17 protein-coding genes are annotated in these 17,231 nt (G+C 70.9%); 7 read left to right on the top strand and 10 right to left on the bottom strand.

Annotated elements, in window-relative coordinates; genetic code table 11:
* Window positions 1-91 precede the first annotated feature (91 nt).
* Window positions 92-1,690: an ABC-F family ATP-binding cassette domain-containing protein gene (locus tag J7E22_RS11730; protein ID WP_214981919.1), complete on the top strand. Its 1,599-nt coding sequence runs from the start codon at window positions 92-94 to the stop codon at window positions 1,688-1,690.
* 69 nt (window positions 1,691-1,759) lie between these two features.
* On the opposite strand, the gene J7E22_RS11725 is transcribed toward J7E22_RS11730, so the two are convergent.
* From J7E22_RS11725 to J7E22_RS11715, 3 genes are read right to left on the bottom strand one after another with little or no spacing between them, the layout of a single operon-like run.
* Complete coding sequence (locus J7E22_RS11725; protein WP_214981918.1) at window positions 1,760-2,866, bottom strand: SURF1 family protein; 1,107 nt, start codon at window positions 2,864-2,866, stop codon at window positions 1,760-1,762.
* Window positions 2,863-3,171 (bottom strand): hypothetical protein, encoded by a 309-nt coding sequence (locus J7E22_RS11720; RefSeq protein WP_374193272.1) that lies wholly within the window; start codon window positions 3,169-3,171, stop codon window positions 2,863-2,865. Before J7E22_RS11720 ends, J7E22_RS11725 begins: the two co-directional genes overlap by 4 nt.
* Window positions 3,171-3,590 carry a DUF3099 domain-containing protein gene (locus J7E22_RS11715; protein WP_214981917.1) on the bottom strand — a complete coding sequence of 140 codons (420 nt, stop codon included), beginning with the start codon at window positions 3,588-3,590 and terminating at the stop codon, window positions 3,171-3,173. The genes J7E22_RS11720 and J7E22_RS11715 overlap by 1 nt, the downstream gene beginning before the upstream one ends.
* A gap of 164 nt (window positions 3,591-3,754) precedes the next feature.
* On the opposite strand from J7E22_RS11715, the gene fabG reads away from it, so the two are divergent.
* Complete coding sequence (gene fabG / locus J7E22_RS11710; protein WP_214981916.1) at window positions 3,755-4,468, top strand: 3-oxoacyl-ACP reductase FabG; 714 nt, start codon at window positions 3,755-3,757, stop codon at window positions 4,466-4,468.
* 8 nt (window positions 4,469-4,476) lie between these two features.
* Here the strand turns inward: fabG and serB are convergent, their stop codons facing one another.
* Complete coding sequence (serB, locus tag J7E22_RS11705; protein WP_214981915.1) at window positions 4,477-5,115, bottom strand: phosphoserine phosphatase SerB; 639 nt, start codon at window positions 5,113-5,115, stop codon at window positions 4,477-4,479.
* Between the two features lie 138 nt (window positions 5,116-5,253).
* Window positions 5,254-6,495 (bottom strand): glucose-1-phosphate adenylyltransferase, encoded by a 1,242-nt coding sequence (locus J7E22_RS11700; protein WP_214981914.1) that lies wholly within the window; start codon window positions 6,493-6,495, stop codon window positions 5,254-5,256.
* A gap of 47 nt (window positions 6,496-6,542) precedes the next feature.
* Here J7E22_RS11700 and glgA point away from each other — a divergent pair, with 47 nt between their 5' ends.
* From glgA to J7E22_RS11685, 3 genes are all read left to right on the top strand, one after another.
* Window positions 6,543-7,739, top strand: coding sequence for a glycogen synthase (gene glgA / locus J7E22_RS11695; RefSeq protein ID WP_214981913.1), 1,197 nt, complete (start codon window positions 6,543-6,545; stop codon window positions 7,737-7,739).
* Between the two features lie 101 nt (window positions 7,740-7,840).
* A complete protein-coding gene (locus J7E22_RS11690) occupies window positions 7,841-8,623 on the top strand; it encodes an ABC transporter ATP-binding protein (protein ID WP_214981912.1) in 783 nt (260 codons plus the stop codon).
* 126 nt (window positions 8,624-8,749) lie between these two features.
* Entirely contained in the window at window positions 8,750-8,998 is a 249-nt protein-coding gene (locus tag J7E22_RS11685) for a type B 50S ribosomal protein L31 (RefSeq protein WP_017887280.1), read from the top strand.
* Window positions 8,999-9,251: 253 nt separating this feature from the next.
* Here J7E22_RS11685 and J7E22_RS11680 read toward each other — a convergent pair whose 3' ends face one another.
* Both J7E22_RS11680 and treS read right to left on the bottom strand, forming a co-directional pair.
* On the bottom strand, window positions 9,252-9,995 hold the full coding sequence (locus J7E22_RS11680; RefSeq protein ID WP_214981911.1) for a 3'-5' exonuclease: 744 nt from the start codon (window positions 9,993-9,995) through the stop codon (window positions 9,252-9,254).
* Window positions 9,996-10,204: 209 nt separating this feature from the next.
* Window positions 10,205-11,914, bottom strand: coding sequence for a maltose alpha-D-glucosyltransferase (treS, locus tag J7E22_RS11675; protein ID WP_214981910.1), 1,710 nt, complete (start codon window positions 11,912-11,914; stop codon window positions 10,205-10,207).
* A gap of 283 nt (window positions 11,915-12,197) precedes the next feature.
* Here treS and J7E22_RS11670 point away from each other — a divergent pair, with 283 nt between their 5' ends.
* Window positions 12,198-13,175 (top strand): alpha/beta fold hydrolase, encoded by a 978-nt coding sequence (locus J7E22_RS11670; protein WP_214981909.1) that lies wholly within the window; start codon window positions 12,198-12,200, stop codon window positions 13,173-13,175.
* Between the two features lie 5 nt (window positions 13,176-13,180).
* Window positions 13,181-14,257 (top strand): glycosyltransferase family 1 protein, encoded by a 1,077-nt coding sequence (locus J7E22_RS11665; protein WP_214982062.1) that lies wholly within the window; start codon window positions 13,181-13,183, stop codon window positions 14,255-14,257.
* Between the two features lie 94 nt (window positions 14,258-14,351).
* On the opposite strand, the gene J7E22_RS11660 is transcribed toward J7E22_RS11665, so the two are convergent.
* From J7E22_RS11660 to J7E22_RS11650, 3 genes are all read right to left on the bottom strand, one after another.
* Entirely contained in the window at window positions 14,352-15,356 is a 1,005-nt protein-coding gene (locus J7E22_RS11660; protein ID WP_214981908.1) for a hypothetical protein, read from the bottom strand.
* Window positions 15,357-15,546: 190 nt separating this feature from the next.
* Window positions 15,547-16,185, bottom strand: a complete 639-nt coding sequence (locus J7E22_RS11655) for a histidine phosphatase family protein (RefSeq protein ID WP_214981907.1) — start codon at window positions 16,183-16,185, stop codon at window positions 15,547-15,549.
* Window positions 16,182-17,168 carry a Sir2 family NAD-dependent protein deacetylase gene (locus J7E22_RS11650; protein WP_214981906.1) on the bottom strand — a complete coding sequence of 329 codons (987 nt, stop codon included), beginning with the start codon at window positions 17,166-17,168 and terminating at the stop codon, window positions 16,182-16,184. Before J7E22_RS11650 ends, J7E22_RS11655 begins: the two co-directional genes overlap by 4 nt.
* Between the last annotated feature and the right edge of the window lie 63 nt (window positions 17,169-17,231).

Here is a 17,231-nt window from a genome sequence, read left to right as displayed (position 1 = left end):
GGTCCGTTTCGGACCATCGGTCCCGTCAGCGTAGCGGTGCACCTCCCGCACACACCGTTGTGCACTTCCACCAACTGATTGGACGTCTGCTGTGCTTGCCGTGCACGATCTCGAGATCCGCGTCGGGGCTCGCCTCCTCATGGAGAACGTCTCCTTCCGTGTCGAGAAGGGTGACAAGATCGGTCTCGTCGGCCGGAACGGCGCCGGGAAGACCACGATGACGAAGGCCCTCGCGGGCGACCTGGCACCGAACGGCGGCAAGATCGAGCGCACCGGTGAGATCGGCTACCTGCCGCAGGACCCCCGCTCGGGCAACCCCGAGGACACCGCGCGCAAGCGCATCCTCGACGCCCGCGGGCTCGGCGAGCTGGTCGAGGGGATCCGCCAGGCGACGCTCGACATGGCGAGCGCGGACGCCGCGGTCGCCGAGAAGGCGATGCGCCGGTACTCCCGACTGGACGACCAGTTCAACGCGCTCGGCGGCTACTCGGCCGAAGCCGAAGCGGCGTCGATCGCGTCGAACCTCAAGCTCCCGGATCGCATCCTCGACCAGCAGTTGAAGACGCTCTCCGGCGGACAGCGCCGACGCATCGAGCTCGCGCGCATCCTGTTCTCCGACGCCGAGACGATGATCCTCGACGAGCCGACCAACCACCTCGACGCCGACTCGGTCGTCTGGTTGCGCGAGCACCTCAAGACGTACCCCGGCGGCGTCATCGTGATCTCGCACGACGTCGAGCTCGTCGAGGAAGTGGTCAACCGCGTCTTCTACCTCGACGCGAACCGGCAGGTCATCGACATCTACAACATGGGGTGGAAGCTCTACCAGCGGCAGCGCGCCGCCGACGAGGACCGACGCCGCAAGGAGCGCGCGGGCGCCGAGAAGAAGGCCGCGACGCTCAAGGACCAGGCTGCACGGTTCGGTGCGAAGGCCTCGAAGGCTGCGGCTGCGCACCAGATGGTCGCGCGCGCCGACAAGCTGCTCGCCGGTCTCGAGGACGAGCGCGTGGCCGACCGGGTCGCGAAGATCCGGTTCCCCACGCCGGCGCCGTGCGGTCGCACCCCGCTGATGGCCGAGGGGCTGTCGAAGTCCTACGGGTCGCTGGAGATCTTCGCGGGCGTGGACCTCGCCATCGACCGTGGCTCGCGGGTCGTCATCCTCGGTTTCAACGGTGCCGGCAAGACGACCCTGCTGCGCATCCTCGCGGGCGCCGACCTGCCGGACACCGGGGAGATCCTGCCGGGGCACGGTCTGCGGATCGGCTACTACGCGCAGGAGCACGAGAACATCGACGTCAACCGCACGGTCATCGAGAACATGGTGTCGGCGTCGACGGACCTCAACGAGACCGAGGCACGGCGCGTGCTCGGCTCGTTCCTGTTCACCGGCGACGACGGGTACAAGAAGGCCGGTGTGCTCTCGGGTGGCGAGAAGACCCGTCTGTCGCTCGCGATGATCGTCGTCTCGGGCGCGAACGTGCTGCTCCTGGACGAGCCCACGAACAACCTCGACCCCGCATCGCGCGAGGAGATCCTGAACGCCCTTGCCGGCTTCGAGGGTGCGGTCGTGCTCGTCTCGCACGACGCGGGTGCGGTCGAGGCGCTGAACCCGGAGCGCGTGCTGCTGCTCCCGGACGGCACCGAGGACCACTGGAACAAGGACTACGCGGAACTGATCGAGCTCGCCTGACGGCGACGGGACGTGACGGGAGGCTCCCCACCAGACGGTGGGGAGCCTCCCGTCACGTCGTTGGTCGCGTCAGCGGCGGGACTCGAGCAGTGCGTCCTCGATGTCGGCGTCCGTCTTCGGCTTGGCGTCCTTGCGGCGCTGCCGCTCGAGGGCGCGCTCCCGTTCTTCCGGGTCGTCCTGGTTGAGGTTCCGGTACTCCTGCACCATCAGGTAGGCCAGGAAGCCGAAACCGCCGGCGGCGAACATGAACCACTGGATGAAGTAGCTGAGGTGCAAGCCGGTGTCCGCGGTCGGACGGTCCCACCCGAGGGGCCGTGCTTCGCTCGGTGCCGGGTTCTCGGACGCGAGCTGTCCGTACGCGCCCGTCCAGATCGGGACGTCGACCTTCGACGCGATGTCCGGGAGCGTCACGGACTGCACCTGGTCGGTGTGCGCCGGGTCCGTCCGGCCGGGGATGCGGGGTTCGGTCTGCTGCAGGCGCACGACCACCGAGACGTCACCGGAAGGCGGAGCCGGGACGTGGTCGGGGGCGTCCTGGGTGTTGCCGGTCGGGACCCATCCGCGGTCGACGATGAAGGCGCGGCCGTCCGCGGTGACGAGGGGTGTCAGGACCTCGAAGCCCGGCTGGCCGTTGTGCACGCGGTTGCGGACCAGGAGCTGTGACGACGTGTCGTAGCGGCCGCTCACGGCGACGCGGAGCCACGTCTGGTCGGCGTTCCAGCTGCTGGGGCGGGGGAGCGCCCGGTCGATCGGCACCGGAGTGTGCTCGTAGTTCTGGGCGACCTGCTCGTTCTCACGGACGGCCTCGTTCCGGCGGTCCCACTGCCACATGCCGAACAGCGTGCAGATGATCGCGAAGGCCACCGCGACCGCGAAGTAGCCGAGCCAGCGGCGACTCCGGACGAAGTGCCAGCCGACGAAGGGCTCATCGGGGTCCTGATCGGTGCCGAGGCCCGTTGCGTAGCTCGGGTCACCGGCGTGTTGCGACCCGTCGGGGAGCGGTGCGTCGCCGGACTGCAGGACGCCCGCGCGCGGTCGGTCGGCTGCGGCTGCGGCTGATCGATCGGCTGGTCGCGCCTGGTTGGCTGCTCGCGCTCGATCCGCCGCTCGGGCGCGCTCGAGCTTCGCCGCGTGACGGCGACCGTACCGGGCTTCCGGGTCGAAGCCCTCGGTCATCGATCCGTGCCGGACGCGCGGACCCCGACGTCGTTCTTCGGGCCGTCGGCGATCACGCGGACGTCGTCGAGGTGGTCGACGTCTTCGTGCATGCCCGTGACCCGCACGGGGAACGACCGCGATCGGAGGTAATCCGCCAGGAAGTCCCGGTGTTCATCGCAGGCGGCCCAGATCTTCACGCGGTCGATCGCGTGGATGCGTGGGTTCCGCCAGTTGATCCGCCACGTCGCGGTGGCGGTGCACCCGGCACGCGAGCAGACGGGCGTGGAGCCCGGTTCGGTCAGGAGGTCGAACGTTGCGCCCATCAGCGGGTCTTCCACAAGCGCGAGCGGTCGCCGTGGCGCTGCCATTCTTCCTGCGCGTGCTGGGCTTCGTCGCGGAGGCGGTCCTGCTCGTCGCGGTAGGCCTGCGCACGGGCGTCTTCCTGCTGCTCGCGGATGCGGACGTCGTCGGCGTCGTAGAGCTGCACGGCGCCGGCGGGGGTGACGATGTCGTTCTCGGCACGGCTGCCCGCGTTCGCGACGATCACCGCGACCCAGGGGATGACGCCGGCCAGCACGATCGGGATGACCGCGAGCCACGTGTGCCACGTCGTGTAGACGAGCACCGCGCCGACGAAGCACACCACGCGCACGGCCATCTGCCAGACGTAGCGCGACAGACGGTGAGCACGGTCCTGTTCCGGAGAGTCCGGGAGGGAGGTGATGCTGTGCGTCGTCTTCATCAGATGTTCTTTCCTTCGCCCAGGGTCAACCCTAACTCCGGACCACCGACAGTCGCACCGCCGCGGGCCCTCCGGATGCGGGTATCGGCTCCGGTACGCTCGTCCGGGCGTGTCCGACGGGTTGTCCGGAGGACGCGAGCACGATCCCACCGAACGGAGCGACCATGAGCACCCCCCGAACCGTCCTGATCACCGGCGGCAACCGCGGCATCGGCCACGCCCTCGCGGAGCGGTTCGTCGCCGCGGGGCACCGGGTCGCGGTGACCTCTCGGAGCGGCGAGGGCGGGCCCGAGGGTGCGCTCACCGTGCAGGCGGACATCACGGACACGGCGTCCGTCGACGCGGCGTTCTCGCTGGTCGAGGCGGAACTCGGTCCGATCGAGGTCCTGGTCGCCAACGCCGGCATCACGAACGACCAGTTGCTGCTCCGCATGTCGGAGGAGGACTTCACGAGCGTGATCGACACGAACCTCACGGGCACCTTCCGCGTGGTCAAGCGCGTGACGAAGGGGATGATGAAGGCCCGGTTCGGCCGCATCGTGCTCATGTCGAGCGTCGTCGGCGCGTACGGCCAGGTCGGACAGGTCAACTACGCGTCCTCGAAGGCGGCGCTGGTCGGCATGGCGCGGTCCATCACGCGCGAGCTCGGCTCCCGCGGCATCACGGCGAACGTCGTCGCGCCGGGCTTCATCCAGACCGACATGACGGCCGCGCTGCCCGAGGAACTGCAGGCGGAGTTCAAGAAGCAGATCCCCGCGGCGCGGTACGGCACCGTCGACGACGTGGCCGACGCGACGTTGTTCCTCGCGGGGAACGGTGCCGGGTACATCTCCGGCGCCGTGATCCCCGTCGACGGGGGCCTGGGGATGGGCCACTAGCCCGCGCGTCAGCCGCGGAGGCCCAGCGCGGCCAGCACCGTCGAGAGGTCCCGGTCGACGACGGCGACGTCCGCCTCGGCCCGCACCCGGGGCTTGGCGTCGAACGCGACGGACAGGCCAGCCACCCGCATCATCTCGAGGTCGTTCGCCCCGTCGCCGACCGCCACGGTCCGGACGAGGTCGACACCGTCCGCTACTGCCCACTCCCGGAGCGCCTCGGCCTTCGCGTGCGCGTCCACCACCGGCCCGACGACGCGGCCGGTGAGCACGCCGTCCGCCACCTCCAACCGGTTCGCCCGGCAGTGGTCGAGGCCGAGCTGCGCGGCGAACGGGTCGAGGACCTCGTGGAAGCCGCCGGACACGACGCCGAGCGTCCCGCCCGCGGCGTGGACGCCCTGGACGAGTTCATCGGCTCCGCGCGTCAGGCGGACGGCGCGTTGCGCCTCCGTGAAGACGGCGGACGGGAGGCCCGCCAACGTCGCGACACGCTCCCGGAGGCTCTCGGCGAAGTCGATCTCGCCGCGCATGGCGCGCTCCGTCACCGCCGACACCTGTGGCCGGGTCCCGGCGACGTCCGCCAGGAGTTCGATCACCTCGTCCTCGAGGAGGGTGGAGTCAGCATCGAGGACGACGAGGAAGCGCGGCACGCACCAACGGTACCGACAGGCGGAGGCGCGGCCGACGTCTGTGACGTCGATCGCGCCTCCCCCCACCGGCACGGCCTGTCCGCCGCTGGCGCGTCGCCCAGGAACCGGCGGAGTGGGCCCAGTCAGGCCGCTGTCACGTCAGGCGTCGACGCGCACGCCCTTGCCGACCACGGTGATGCCGGACTCGGTGACGGTGAAGCCGCGGGCCTCGTCCGCTTCGCGGTCGACGCCCACCTGGGCGCCCGGTGCGATGAGGACGTCCTTGTCGAGGATCGCGCGGTTCACGATCGCGCCGGCGCCGATCTGCGCGCGGTCGAAGACGATCGAATCGAGGACCTTCGACCCGGAGTCGAGCTTGCACCACGGGCCGATCACGCTGCGCTCGACCTGGGCACCGGACACCAGGCAGCCGAGCGACACGATCGAGTCGACGGTCGAGCCGTTGTTCCCGTTCGCATCCCGCACGAACTTCGCCGGGGGCAGGTTCGTCTGCTGGTTGAAGATCGGCCAGTGCGTGTTGTACAGGTTGAAGATCGGCACGGGCGCGATGAGGTCCATGTGCGCGTCGAAGAACGAGTCGATCGTGCCCACGTCGCGCCAGTAGTACTTGTCGCGGTCGGTCGAGCCGGGGACCTCGTTGCGCTGCAGGTCGTAGACCCCGGCGTCGCCACGTGCGACGAAGTCGGGCACGATGTCGCCGCCCATGTCGTGCGCGGAGGATTCGACCTGGCCGTCCCGGAGCACGGCGTCGACGAGGGCGTCCGCGTTGAACACGTAGTTGCCCATCGACGCCAGGATCTCGCCGGGGGAGTCGGCGAGGCCGATCGCGTCCTTCGGCTTCTCGAGGAACGCGTCGATCTTGGTCGGGTCGTCCTCGGCCACCTGGATCACGCCGAACTGGTCGGCCAGGCCGATCGGCTGGCGGATCGCCGCGACGGTCGCGCTGCGGCCCGAGGCGATGTGCGCCTCGACCATCTGGTGGAAGTCCATCCGGTAGACGTGGTCCGCGCCGACCACGACGACGATGTCGGGTCGTTCGTCGCGGAGCAGGTTCAGGGACTGCAGGATCGCGTCCGCGGACCCGGCGAACCAGCGCTTGCCGAGCCGCTGCTGCGCCGGGACCGAGGCCACGTAGGAGCCGAGCAGCCCCTCCATGCGCCAGGTCTCGGCCACGTGCCGGTCGAGGCTGTGCGACTTGTACTGCGTCAGGACGACGATCTTCTGCAACCCGGAGTTGACCAGGTTGGAGAGCGCGAAGTCGACGAGTCGGAAGTTCCCCCCGAAGGGAACGGCGGGCTTTGCCCGGTCGGCCGTGAGCGGCATGAGCCGCTTGCCCTCGCCACCGGCGAGGACGATGCCGAAGACCTTCTTTGGTGCCATACCGCTCACAGTAGGCGTCCGGACTGCGAACCCGTTACGTTGAACGCGTGCGAGTCGATCTACTGACCAGGGAGTATCCGCCGGAGGTCTACGGCGGTGCGGGTGTCCACGTGGCCGAACTGACCGCGGCGTTGCGGTCCGGAACGGACACCGACGTCCGCGTCCGGGCGTTCGGGGCGTTCCGCGACGAGCAGGGCGTGTGGGCCTACCGGGCCCCGGCCGGCCTCGAACAGGCGAACGGCGCGCTGCAGGCGCTCGGCACCGACGTGTCGATGGCCGCCGACGTCGAGGGGGCCGACCTGGTCCACTCGCACACCTGGTACGCGAACGCCGCCGGGCGCATCGCCCAGCTGACGTACGGCATCCCCCACGTCGTCACGGCGCACTCGCTCGAGCCGCTGCGGCCGTGGAAGGCCGAGCAGCTCGGTGGCGGCTACCGCCTGTCGAGCTGGATGGAGCGCGAGGCGTTCGAGCAGGCGGACGGCGTCATCGCGGTGTCGAAGGCGATGCGCGCCGACATCCTGCGGTCCTACCCGTCGATCGACCCCGCGAAGGTGCACGTCGTCTACAACGGCATCGACATCAACGAGTGGCAGCCGACCATCGACGAGGACTCCGTCCGGTCCCTCGGCATCGACCCGGATCGGCCCAGCGTCGTCTTCGTCGGCCGGATCACGCGGCAGAAGGGCCTGCCGTACCTGCTGCGCGCTGTCGCCACCCTGCCCGCCGACGTGCAGATCGTGCTCTGTGCCGGCGCACCGGACACCCCCGAGATCATGGCGGAGGTCACCGGGCTGGTCGAGGACCTCCGGCAGCACCGCGAGGGCGTCGTCTGGATCGACCGGATGTTGTCGCACCAGGAGATCGTGCACGTGCTCTCGTCGGGCACCGTTTTCGTCTGCCCGTCGGTGTACGAGCCGCTCGGCATCGTCAACCTCGAGGCCATGGCCTGCGGGATCCCCGTCGTCGGGACCGGCACCGGGGGTATCCCCGAGGTCGTCGCGGACGGACTCACCGGTCGCATCGTGCCGATCGACCAGGCACAGGACGGCACCGGCACCCCGACCGACCCGGACAAGTTCGTCGCGGACCTCGGAGCCACCCTCAACGAGGTCCTGTCGGACGTCGGGCTGGCGAAGCTCATGGGCCGTGCCGGACGACTGCGTGTCGAGACGGAGTTCACGTGGGACGCCATCGCGACCCGCACCCGTCAGGTCTACGACGAGGTGCTCGCCGCGCGCTGAGCGGATCGTCGGCGGGTCGCGACGAGGTGACCCGCCGTCGGGCGCGGGCCGTGCGTGTGGCGCACCACGTGCCTCCAGTGCGGACCCCGTAGGCTGAGTGCATGCCCTCGGTCGTGCGCTTGTCAGACGTCTCGGTGGTCCGCAACGGGGCCACCATCCTCGACACGGTCTCGTGGGAGGTGCAGGACGACGAACGCTGGGTCGTGCTCGGTGCGAACGGCGCCGGCAAGACCACGCTGCTGCAGGTCGCGGGGGCCCAGACGTTCCCCACGTCGGGACACGTCGAGGTGCTCGGGACCGAACTCGGCGGTGCCGACCTGTTCGAGCTTCGCCCCCGGATCGGGTTCGCCTCGACCGCCCTCGCCCGTCGGATCCCGGTGACCGAGAAGGTCCTCGACGTCGTCCTGACCGCCGCGTACTCCGTGACCGGACGGTGGAACGAGGAGTACGAGGAGCTCGACGTCCGCCGTGCGCAGCGCGTGCTCGAGGAATGGGGCCTCGGCGGGTTCACCGACCGGACGTTCGGCGAGCTGAGCGACGGTGAGCAGAAGCGCGTGCAGATCGCTCGGGCCGTCATGACCGACCCGGAGATCCTGTTCCTCGACGAGCCGGCCGCGTCGCTCGACCTCGGCGCCCGCGAGAGCCTGGTCCGGACGCTCGGCGGGTACGCGCAGAGCGAGGACTCGCCGGCCATCGTCATCGTCACGCACCACGTCGAGGAGATCCCCGCCGGGTTCACCCACGCCCTGATCCTGTCGGACGGGCACGTGCAGGCCGCGGGGACGATCGACGAGGTCCTGACCGACGAGACCCTCAGCGAGGCGTTCGGCATCGCGCTCACCGTCACGAAGGACGCGGGGCGCTACACGGCGCGCGCGTCGTAGGCGCTGCGATCCTGCCGTCTCTCTGGTAACGTAGACGGCTGGCGCAAGCCACAGACTTCAGTGCAACCGGCAGGGTCTCGACCCGGCCAGCGCTGCTCCACCACCGACAGTGACCGAGGAATCCAGATGAAGACCGACACCCACCCCGAGTACCGCGCCATCGTCTTCCGCGACCTGGCTTCCGGTGAGACGTTCCTGACGCGTTCGACCGCGAACAGCGACAAGACCATCGAGCTCGACGGTGCCACCTACCCGGTGATCGACGTCGAGATCTCGTCCGCGTCGCACCCGTTCTACACGGGCAAGCAGCGCATCCTCGACTCGGCCGGTCGCGTCGAGAAGTTCAACCAGCGCTTCAAGGGCTTCTCCAAGTAAGCAGCTCCGGCGCTCGAACGGGCGGTCCTCCTGCGGGAGGGCCGCCCGTTCTGTCGCGCGGGGGCGCGGGGGCGGGGCGGCGATGGAGCGCGCGGCAGCGCGGCGCGCGGGGCGCGGCAGCGGGGACGAACCACGGAAGCGACGTCGAACCAGATGCAGGCACTGGTTCGACGTCGTTTCCGTGGTTCGGAGCGCGAGGGAGGGCCGGGGGGAGCGCGCGGGAGGCGCGGGCGCGGGCGCGGGCGCCCGGGCGTCAGCCGTTGCGGTGCGGCCAGCGTCCGTCCGCGGTGAACGCCGGGTCGCGCTTCTTCCGCATGTAGTCCTGGAACGAGGACGCCTGGTCCGCGCACCAGCCGACCTGCTTGCGGTGGAGCTCCTCGGCGGAGACACCGAGCTCGTCCGGGTACTTCGCCGCGATCGCCTGCGCGACCCGCCCGGCAGCGATGGCGTCCGCCGCGGCGTCGTGCGCGTCGGAGAGGGTCACGCCGTACAGCTCGGACGCCGCCTCGAGCGTGCGCTTGCCCTTGCGGAAGGTGTCGAGCGCCTTGTCGATCACGAGCGGGTCCACGACGTTGCCGATCACGGGGGAGGCAAGGCCGTGGCGCTTCGCCTCGCGGTCGAGGACGGTCAGATCGTACGGTGCGTTGTAGATCACCAGCGGGATGCCCCGGGCGAACACGGCCTCGATCGCGGCGATGATCTCGGCCACGACCTCGCCGGCGGGACGCCCCTCGGCCCGGGCCTGCTCGGTGCTGATGCCGTGCACGGCTGCCGCGCCCTCGGGGATCTCGACCCCCGGGTCGGCCAGCCACCCACCTTCGGCGATGGAGCGGCCGGTCATGTCGATGAGGCCGACATGGGCGGTGACGATGCGGGCGGTCTCGACGTCGACGCCGGTGGTCTCGAGGTCGAACACGCCGAGTGCGTGCCACCACGGTCGGCCGGAGAGGTCCTGCACCGGTGCAGGGGCGTCGAGCTCAGGAGCGGGGTACGTCACATGACAACGGTAACGGCCCGCACCGACACGCCCGGTGGAGGCGCGCCCACGCCCGGTGAGCAGGGTCGCGTCCGGAGACGCACCGCGAGACGGGCGGAGGCCCGCCTCACCAGGGTGGGACGGGCCTCCAGGCAGACACGGCCGACCCGGCCGACATGGGCGGTGCCGCTGCCGCTGCTGACGGATCCGACCGCCGCGCGGAGCGCGACTCAGCCGACCGGCGCCCCGATGTGCAGCCAGTAGAACGACTGCGTCGCGAGCGTCAGCGTGACCGTCCCGTCCTCGTCGAACGACGGGAACGACCCGCCACCGAACAGGTCGTACAGCGGCCGCCCGGCGAACTCCGGCGCGGTGATCGTCACCGACGTCGGGTTGGTCGCGAACGAGAACACGCAGAGCACGTCCTCCGCCGAGGGGCCGAACTGCTGCCCCGATCCCTCCCACGAGCGGACGAAGGACAGCACGGAGTCGTTCGAGGTCTGCTGCACCTCGAGCGTGCCGAGGCCGAACACCGGGTGCGCCTTCCGCACGTGGATGACGTTCCGCACCCAGTGCAGCAGCGACCGCGACTGCGCGAGCTGCGCCTCGACGTTGACCTGTGCGTAGTTGTAGACCAGGGACTGCACGACGGGCAGGTAGAGCTTCCCGGGGTCGGCTGTGGAGAACCCGGCGTTGCGGTCCGGCGTCCACTGCATCGGCGTGCGGGACGAGTCGCGGTCCGGCAGCCAGATGTTGTCGCCCATCCCGATCTCGTCGCCGTAGTACAGGAAGGGGGAGCCGGGCAACGAGAACAGCAGCGCGTGGATGAGTTCGAGCTCGGCACGCGAGTTGTCGAGCAGTGGGGCGAGCCGACGGCGGATGCCGATGTTCGAGCGCATCCGCGGGTCGTAGCCGTACCAGCCGTACATGGCCTGCCGGTACTCCTCGCTCACCATCTCGAGCGTCAGCTCGTCGTGGTTGCGGAGGAACACGCCCCAGGCGGCACTCGACGGCACGTCGAGCGTCTCGGAGAGGATCGCCGCGAGCTCCTTGGCGTGCTGCGCCCGGAGCGAGTAGAAGATGCGCGGCATGACGGGGAAGTCGAAGGCCATGTGGCACTCGGGCTCCTCGTCGGTGCCGAAGAACGCGGCCGTCTCACGGGGCCACTGGTTCGCCTCGGCGAGCAGGACGCGACCGGGGTACTCGTCGTCCACCATCGCGCGCATCTTCTTGATGAACTCGTGCGTCCGCGGTTCACCCTCGCCGTTGCCCTCTTCGGACTCGAACAGGTAGGGGATCGCGTCGAGTCGGAGTCCGTCGACCCCGAGGTCGAGCCAGTGCCGGATGACGTCGTACACGGCCTCGACCACGGCCGGGTTCTCGAAGTTGAGGTCGGGCTGGTGCGAGAAGAACCGGTGGAAGAAGAACTGCCGTCGGACCGGGTCGAACGTCCAGTTGGACTCCTCGGTGTCGACGAAGATGACGCGGATGTTCGGGTACTCCTCGTCGGTGTCCCGCCAGACGTAGAAGTCGCCGTACGGCCCGTCCGGGTCCTCGCGGGACTGCTGGAACCACTCGTGCTGGTCCGAGGTGTGGTTGATCACCATGTCGATGACGATGCGCATGTTGCGTTCGTGCGACTTCGTGACGAGTTCGCGGAAGTCGTCGAGGGTGCCGAACTCGGGCAGGATCGCCTTGTAGTCGGCGATGTCGTAGCCACCGTCGCGCATCGGCGACTGGAAGAACGGCGGCAGCCAGAGCGCGTCGATCCCGAGCCACTGCAGGTAGTCGAGCTTGCCGATGACGCCCTGCAGGTCACCGATGCCGTCCCCGTTCGAGTCGACGAACGAGCGGATCATGCACTCGTAGAAGACGGACCGCTTGTACCACTGGGGGTCGAGGGTCAGGCCGGGCAGCTGGATCGGGGCTGTGAAGGTCACCGTGCTCCTCGTGGTCGTGGCCGGCCCGCCCACGCGGCCCGACGGGCCGACGGCAGGGCCCGCCCCGGACACGATAGGCGGGTGAGGCTGCGGGTGTCCGGGGTTGGGTGCGTCGGCGCGTCCTGGAGGCACGGATCACCCCCCACGAGCGCGCCCCGCTGGCGGCGGCTCGCCGCGGCGGATGCGCCCGATCCGTCCTCCACAGGCGTGTCGTGCTCACGAGTTCTCCACCGCCGCGCGCGTGTGCCGGGGGCGGTCGGGACGCTTCCCTAGACTGGCGCCGATGCAACCGCCAGTCCTGTCCCCGTACCAGTCGCTCATGGCCGCGACCCCGGTCGTGCACCGCGCCGTGTCGATCGACGGCCGCACCACGCACTACTGGGTCTACGGTCCGGACGACGCTGCCGAGACCGTGCTCGCGGTGCACGGCTTCCGCGGCGACCACCACGGGCTGGAGACGATCGCGGCACACCTCGTCGGGGTGCGCGTGATCGTGCCGGACCTGCCCGGGTTCGGCATCTCGGATCCGCTGCCGGTGTCGGACATCGACTCGTACGTCGGGTGGCTCTCCGGCTTCCACGGCGCGCTCGGCCTGGACCGCTCGGCAGTGGTGCTCGGCCACTCGTTCGGGTCGATCGTGGTCGCGGCCACGGTGGCCGCCGGACTCGACACCCGGCTGCTCGTCCTGGTCAACCCGATCGCCGCGCCCGCGCTGCAGGGGCCGCGCGCCGTCGGGACGGGGATCGCGATCGGGTACTACCGCGCGGGCGCCGTGCTGCCGAAGCCGTTGGGTCTCGGGCTCCTCCGCAACCCCGCCATCGTGCGCGCCATGAGCGTCGCGATGCTCAAGTCGCACGACCGTGACCTCCGCCGATGGGTGCACGACCAGCACGACCGGTACTTCTCGGCGTTCGCGAACCGCACCAGCGTGCTCGAGGCCTTCCGGACCTCGGTCACGCACGACGTGTCGGAGTACGCGGAGCGGATCGGCGTGCCGGTCCTGCTGATCGCGGCCGAGCACGACGACATCACCGCCGTCCCCGAGCAGCGGGCGTTGGCTGCCCGACTCCAGGACGCCGAGCTGGTCGTCATTCCCGGCGTCGGGCACCTCGTGCACTACGAGACCCCCGGGACCGCTGCGGGTGCGGTGCTGCGCCGCATGGCCGACACGCCCGCCAAGGCCAAGCGGGGCGTGGCGCGCAAGACCACGCGCGGTGGCCGGACGGTGCCGGGTGCCGACCAGGCCGGTGCGGACTCGTGAGCCGTCTGCGGGTCGGGATCGACTGCCGGTACGTCCGTGTCGGCCGACACGACGGCATCAGTCGCTTCACCGCGGGGATCGTGGCGCACCTGCCGGACCGGCACGACTACGTGCTCCTCGTCTCCGACGAGCGGCAGCTCGAGTCCCTGCCCGCCGGCATGCCGTGGGAGCTGCTGCCCGACCCGACGGACGCGGGCGAGCCGTTCGTCGCGCGACGGGTCAACCGGCTCGGGCTCGACGCCGTGTTCTCGCCGATGCAGACGATGGGGTCCCGGGGGCGGGACTACGCGCTGGTCCTGACCCTGCACGACCTGATCTACTACCGCAACCGCACACCGCCACGAGAGTTCCCGTGGCCGCTCCGCCTCGGGTGGCGGGCGTTCCACCTGTCCTGGGTGCCGCAGCGGTTCCTGCTGAACGGTGCGGACGGCGTCGTCACCGTCTCGGAGACGACCGCCGGGCTGATCTCGTTGCACCGTCTCACGAAGCGGCCCGTGACCGTTGCGTACAACGCGGCAGACCCGGCGGAACCGCGGCCCGCCGACGGGGCTCGTGAGCGGTCGCTCGTGTACATGGGCTCCTTCATGCCGTACAAGAACGTCGAGACCCTGGCGGCGGCGCTCCCGCTGCTCGGCGCGGACTGGTCCCTGCACTGCATGTCCCGGGTGTCCGACGCCGATCGTGCGCGCCTGACCGGACTGGCACCGGCCGGGGCGCTGGTGTTCCATGACGGTGCCTCCGATGACGAGTACCGATCGGTGCTGCGATCCGCGACGGCGCTCGTGACGGCGTCCTTCGACGAGGGCTTCGGCATCCCGCTCGTCGAGTCGATGGGGGTCGGGACGCCCGTCGTGGTCAGTGACATCCCGATCTTCCGCGAGATCGGTGGCGACGTGGCGGAGTACTTCGACCCCCGGTCGCCCTCGGCGGCGGCGGCCGCGGTGCGCCGACTCGAGTTGCGGTGGGACGACGCGTCGCGCGCGTCGGTCGAACGGGCCGGGCGGTTCCGGTGGGCCGATTCGGCGGAGCAGGTCGTCCGGGCGGTCGAGCAGGCCGTCGGAGCGCGGGGCGCCCGGAGCTGAGGCCGCCGACCGAGGCCGCACGCGACGCCCGGTACTGGGGCCGCACCAGCCGCCCGAAGGCTGATGGCGACGTCCGGACCGCTCGGGCTGGCCGTCAGGTCGTCGGGGTCTTCTGCTGGGTCGGGCTCTTCTGCGGGGCCGGTGCCTTCGGCGGCGCCGGTGCTTTCGGCGGGGCGGGTGCCTTCGAGATGACCGTCGCCCCGGGGAACACCCGGTGCGCCTCGAGCCGGGCCTTCGCGAGGATCGCGTTGAGGGCGTTCCCGGTCCCGGGCGTCTCGATCGTGATGATCTGCTTCCGAGCCTCGTCCGTGGGGTGGCCCGAGCCCCACGCGCACCGCACGCCCGTCACGCCGCCGATGGCATCGAGACGCTCCGCGAGCGCGAGCCGCTGTTCGACCGCGCGGCGCTGCGCGGTGATCCCGATCTGCAGGTCTGCGATGTCCGCGATCGCCGACACCGTGACGCCGTTCCCGCTGGCATCGGCGGCAGCCGCGGTGAGGGCGTCGACCAGGGCGATCCGGGCGGGGCCGTCGAGCGTCGGGTCGGCGGTGACGGTCGCGGCGATGTCGTACCCCACGAAGCCGGTCTTGGCGGGCGCACCGTTCTGCACGGCGCGGACGCCGTCGACACTGCGCGCCTGGTGCCCGAAGTGTGCGATCGCGGCCTCGGGGCTGGGGAACACCCCACCTACCCCGTCCTGGATGCTCCCGACGATCGTGACGAGTGCGACGGCGAGCACCCCGGCGGCGACGACCGTTCCCGCTCCCAGGAGCCCCCAGCGGCGGACACGTTGCGAACGGGGCCGGACGGGCGCCGACGCGGTGTCCGGGCCGAACGCGCGGTCCAGGTCGTCGTCGTCGAGCCAGTCCGCGTGTCGGCCGTGGGCGTGCTCGGCGGGGGCGTTGCCGCGAACGGTGCTGCCCGGCCGCGCGCCCGCCCCCGTCGCACCCGCGCTGCCCGGAGCGGTGTCGGTGTGCGTTCCGGCCCGTGGGCCGGTACTGCCCACGCCCGAGATGTCGCGTTGTGAGGATGCTCGGTCAGCGGCTGGCGGATCCGTCTCGGCGCGTGTCGGTCCGGTGTCCGGTCGGTCCGTCGGCATCGCATCCCCCCTCACACGGCGCGTGCGAGACTCTCAGGTGCGTTGGAGCCTAGTCCCGCTCATCGGGGCGCGTCCGCGGTGGTCCGTCGGCCGCGGGACGGCCGCCACAGGGATACCCACCCAGCGGCCGCCACAGGGCGTGCGCTCGGCCCTCCGCCACGGACACCTCCGTCCGCGACCGCCCGCGGGGTCAGCTCCGGCGTTCGAGCGGGTTCTGGTACTCGAAGGCGTAGCGCCCGGGCCCGTCCGACACACCGTCGATCGGATCGTCGAAGCGCACGAGTTCCGCGTGGAAGCGCTCGGGGTCCCAGCGGAAGGAGTGGATCGAACCGTTGCGGATGGGCGTGTGTTCGCGGTCGGCGGTCCCGGGGGCGGCGGCGTTCACGACGCTCCGTATCACCGCGCCGTGGGTGGCGACGACGACCGTGCCGCCGTCGAACCGGACCGCGATCTCGCCCAGGGTCTCGGTGACACGGGCGAGCAGCGCGGCGCGGGACTCGCGGCCGGGGACGTCGTCGTGCGGGTAGCGCTCGCGGACCTCGGAGTCGGTCAGGCCCTCGGCCTCGCCGTACGAGCGCTCCGCGAGCCCGTCGTACGTGGACGGCAGGGGGAGTCCCAAGCGCTCGGCGATGATCGCTCCGGTCTCCGCTGCGCGTGACAGCGGGGACGCGACCACGGCGTCGAAGCGCCGACGGTGCAGGAGTCCGGCGGCGTCGGCGGCCTGCACGCGCCCGGTGTCGTTCAGCGGGATGTCCGTGGACCCCTGGATGCGGCGCTGCCTGTTCCAGTCGGTCTCGCCGTGCCGGACCAGGTAGAGGAGGGTCGTCACGCGTCGATCATGCCAGACGCGTCGGTCGTCCCGGACGCGGCTGCGTCTGCTGCGCCGTCCGCGCGCCCCGCACCGGTCGCGCCTCCCGTCACCGCAGCCCCCTCGGTGCCGGCTGCAGCGGGGACCCCGCGCGCGAGCAGCCCGGCGGCCAGCGCTTCCAGTGTCTCGGTGGTGCCGGCGTCGATCTTGACCGCTGCACGGCGGTCGCTCCGGGTCGATCCGCGGTTCACGATCACCACCGGGTGCTTCCGTCGTGCCGCGTGGTCGACGAGCCGCACGCCGGAGTTCACGGTGAGGGAGGACCCGACCACGAGCAGGGCGTCGGCCTCCGCGACGATCGACACCGCTTCGCGGAACTTCTCGGCGGGGACGAACTCGCCGAAGAACACGACGTCGGGTTTCAGGACCCCGCCGCACACCGTGCAGTCGGGCACGAGGAACCGGGACACGTCCGTGATCTCGACGTCGCCGTCGGGCTGCAGCTGCACGGAGCCGGGCTCGTCCAGCCACGCGTTGTCGCGGTCGAGCACCGTGGCGAGGTCGGCACGGGAGAACACCTGTCCGCACGTCAGGCACACGGCACGGTCCATCGACCCGTGGATCTCGACCACGCGTCGGGAGCCGGCGCGCAGGTGGAGGCCGTCGACGTTCTGGGTGATGACGCCGGTGACGAGGCCCGCGTCCTCCAGGGTGGCCAGTGCACGGTGCCCGTCGTTCGGGCGCGCGGCGGCGAAGGTGCGCCAGCCGAGGTGCGAGCCTGCCCAGTAGCGCTGCCGCTTGGCCGGATCCGCGCGGAACTCCTGGAACGTCATGGGCTTCCGGACGACCCGGCCTGCCCCGCGGTAGTCGGGGATGCCGGAGTCCGTGCTGAGGCCGGCGCCGGAGAGCACCGCGATGCGCTTGCCCGCGAGCAGGTCGACGACGCGCTCCAGGTCGGCCGCGTCGGCCGCGGTCGGGGTGCCGGTCGGTTCGCTCGTCGCCATCGTGTTCACGGTACCCTCAACAGCCGACCGTCCCGGCCACTTCCCGTGCTGGGACGCGCCGCA

Source organism: Curtobacterium sp. ISL-83 (assembly GCF_018613895.1).
Classification (GTDB): domain Bacteria; phylum Actinomycetota; class Actinomycetes; order Actinomycetales; family Microbacteriaceae; genus Curtobacterium.
Note: the sequence above shows the minus strand (reverse complement) of the source record. Positions and strands in the feature narration are given on the sequence as shown.

What these genes read in the sequence shown, in the direction of transcription:
- J7E22_RS11725 (WP_214981918.1), bottom strand. Translation starts at nt 2,866, where the DNA reads ATGACCGAGGGCTTCGACCCGGAAGCCCGGTACGGTCGCCGTCACGCG.
- J7E22_RS11720 (WP_374193272.1), bottom strand. Translation starts at nt 3,171, where the DNA reads ATGGGCGCAACGTTCGACCTCCTGACCGAACCGGGCTCCACGCCCGTC.
- J7E22_RS11715 (WP_214981917.1), bottom strand. Translation starts at nt 3,590, where the DNA reads ATGAAGACGACGCACAGCATCACCTCCCTCCCGGACTCTCCGGAACAG.
- fabG (WP_214981916.1), top strand. Translation starts at nt 3,755, where the DNA reads ATGAGCACCCCCCGAACCGTCCTGATCACCGGCGGCAACCGCGGCATC.
- J7E22_RS11700 (WP_214981914.1), bottom strand. Translation starts at nt 6,495, where the DNA reads ATGGCACCAAAGAAGGTCTTCGGCATCGTCCTCGCCGGTGGCGAGGGC.
- J7E22_RS11690 (WP_214981912.1), top strand. Translation starts at nt 7,841, where the DNA reads ATGCCCTCGGTCGTGCGCTTGTCAGACGTCTCGGTGGTCCGCAACGGG.
- J7E22_RS11685 (WP_017887280.1), top strand. Translation starts at nt 8,750, where the DNA reads ATGAAGACCGACACCCACCCCGAGTACCGCGCCATCGTCTTCCGCGAC.
- J7E22_RS11670 (WP_214981909.1), top strand. Translation starts at nt 12,198, where the DNA reads ATGCAACCGCCAGTCCTGTCCCCGTACCAGTCGCTCATGGCCGCGACC.
- J7E22_RS11660 (WP_214981908.1), bottom strand. Translation starts at nt 15,356, where the DNA reads ATGCCGACGGACCGACCGGACACCGGACCGACACGCGCCGAGACGGAT.
- J7E22_RS11650 (WP_214981906.1), bottom strand. Translation starts at nt 17,168, where the DNA reads ATGGCGACGAGCGAACCGACCGGCACCCCGACCGCGGCCGACGCGGCC.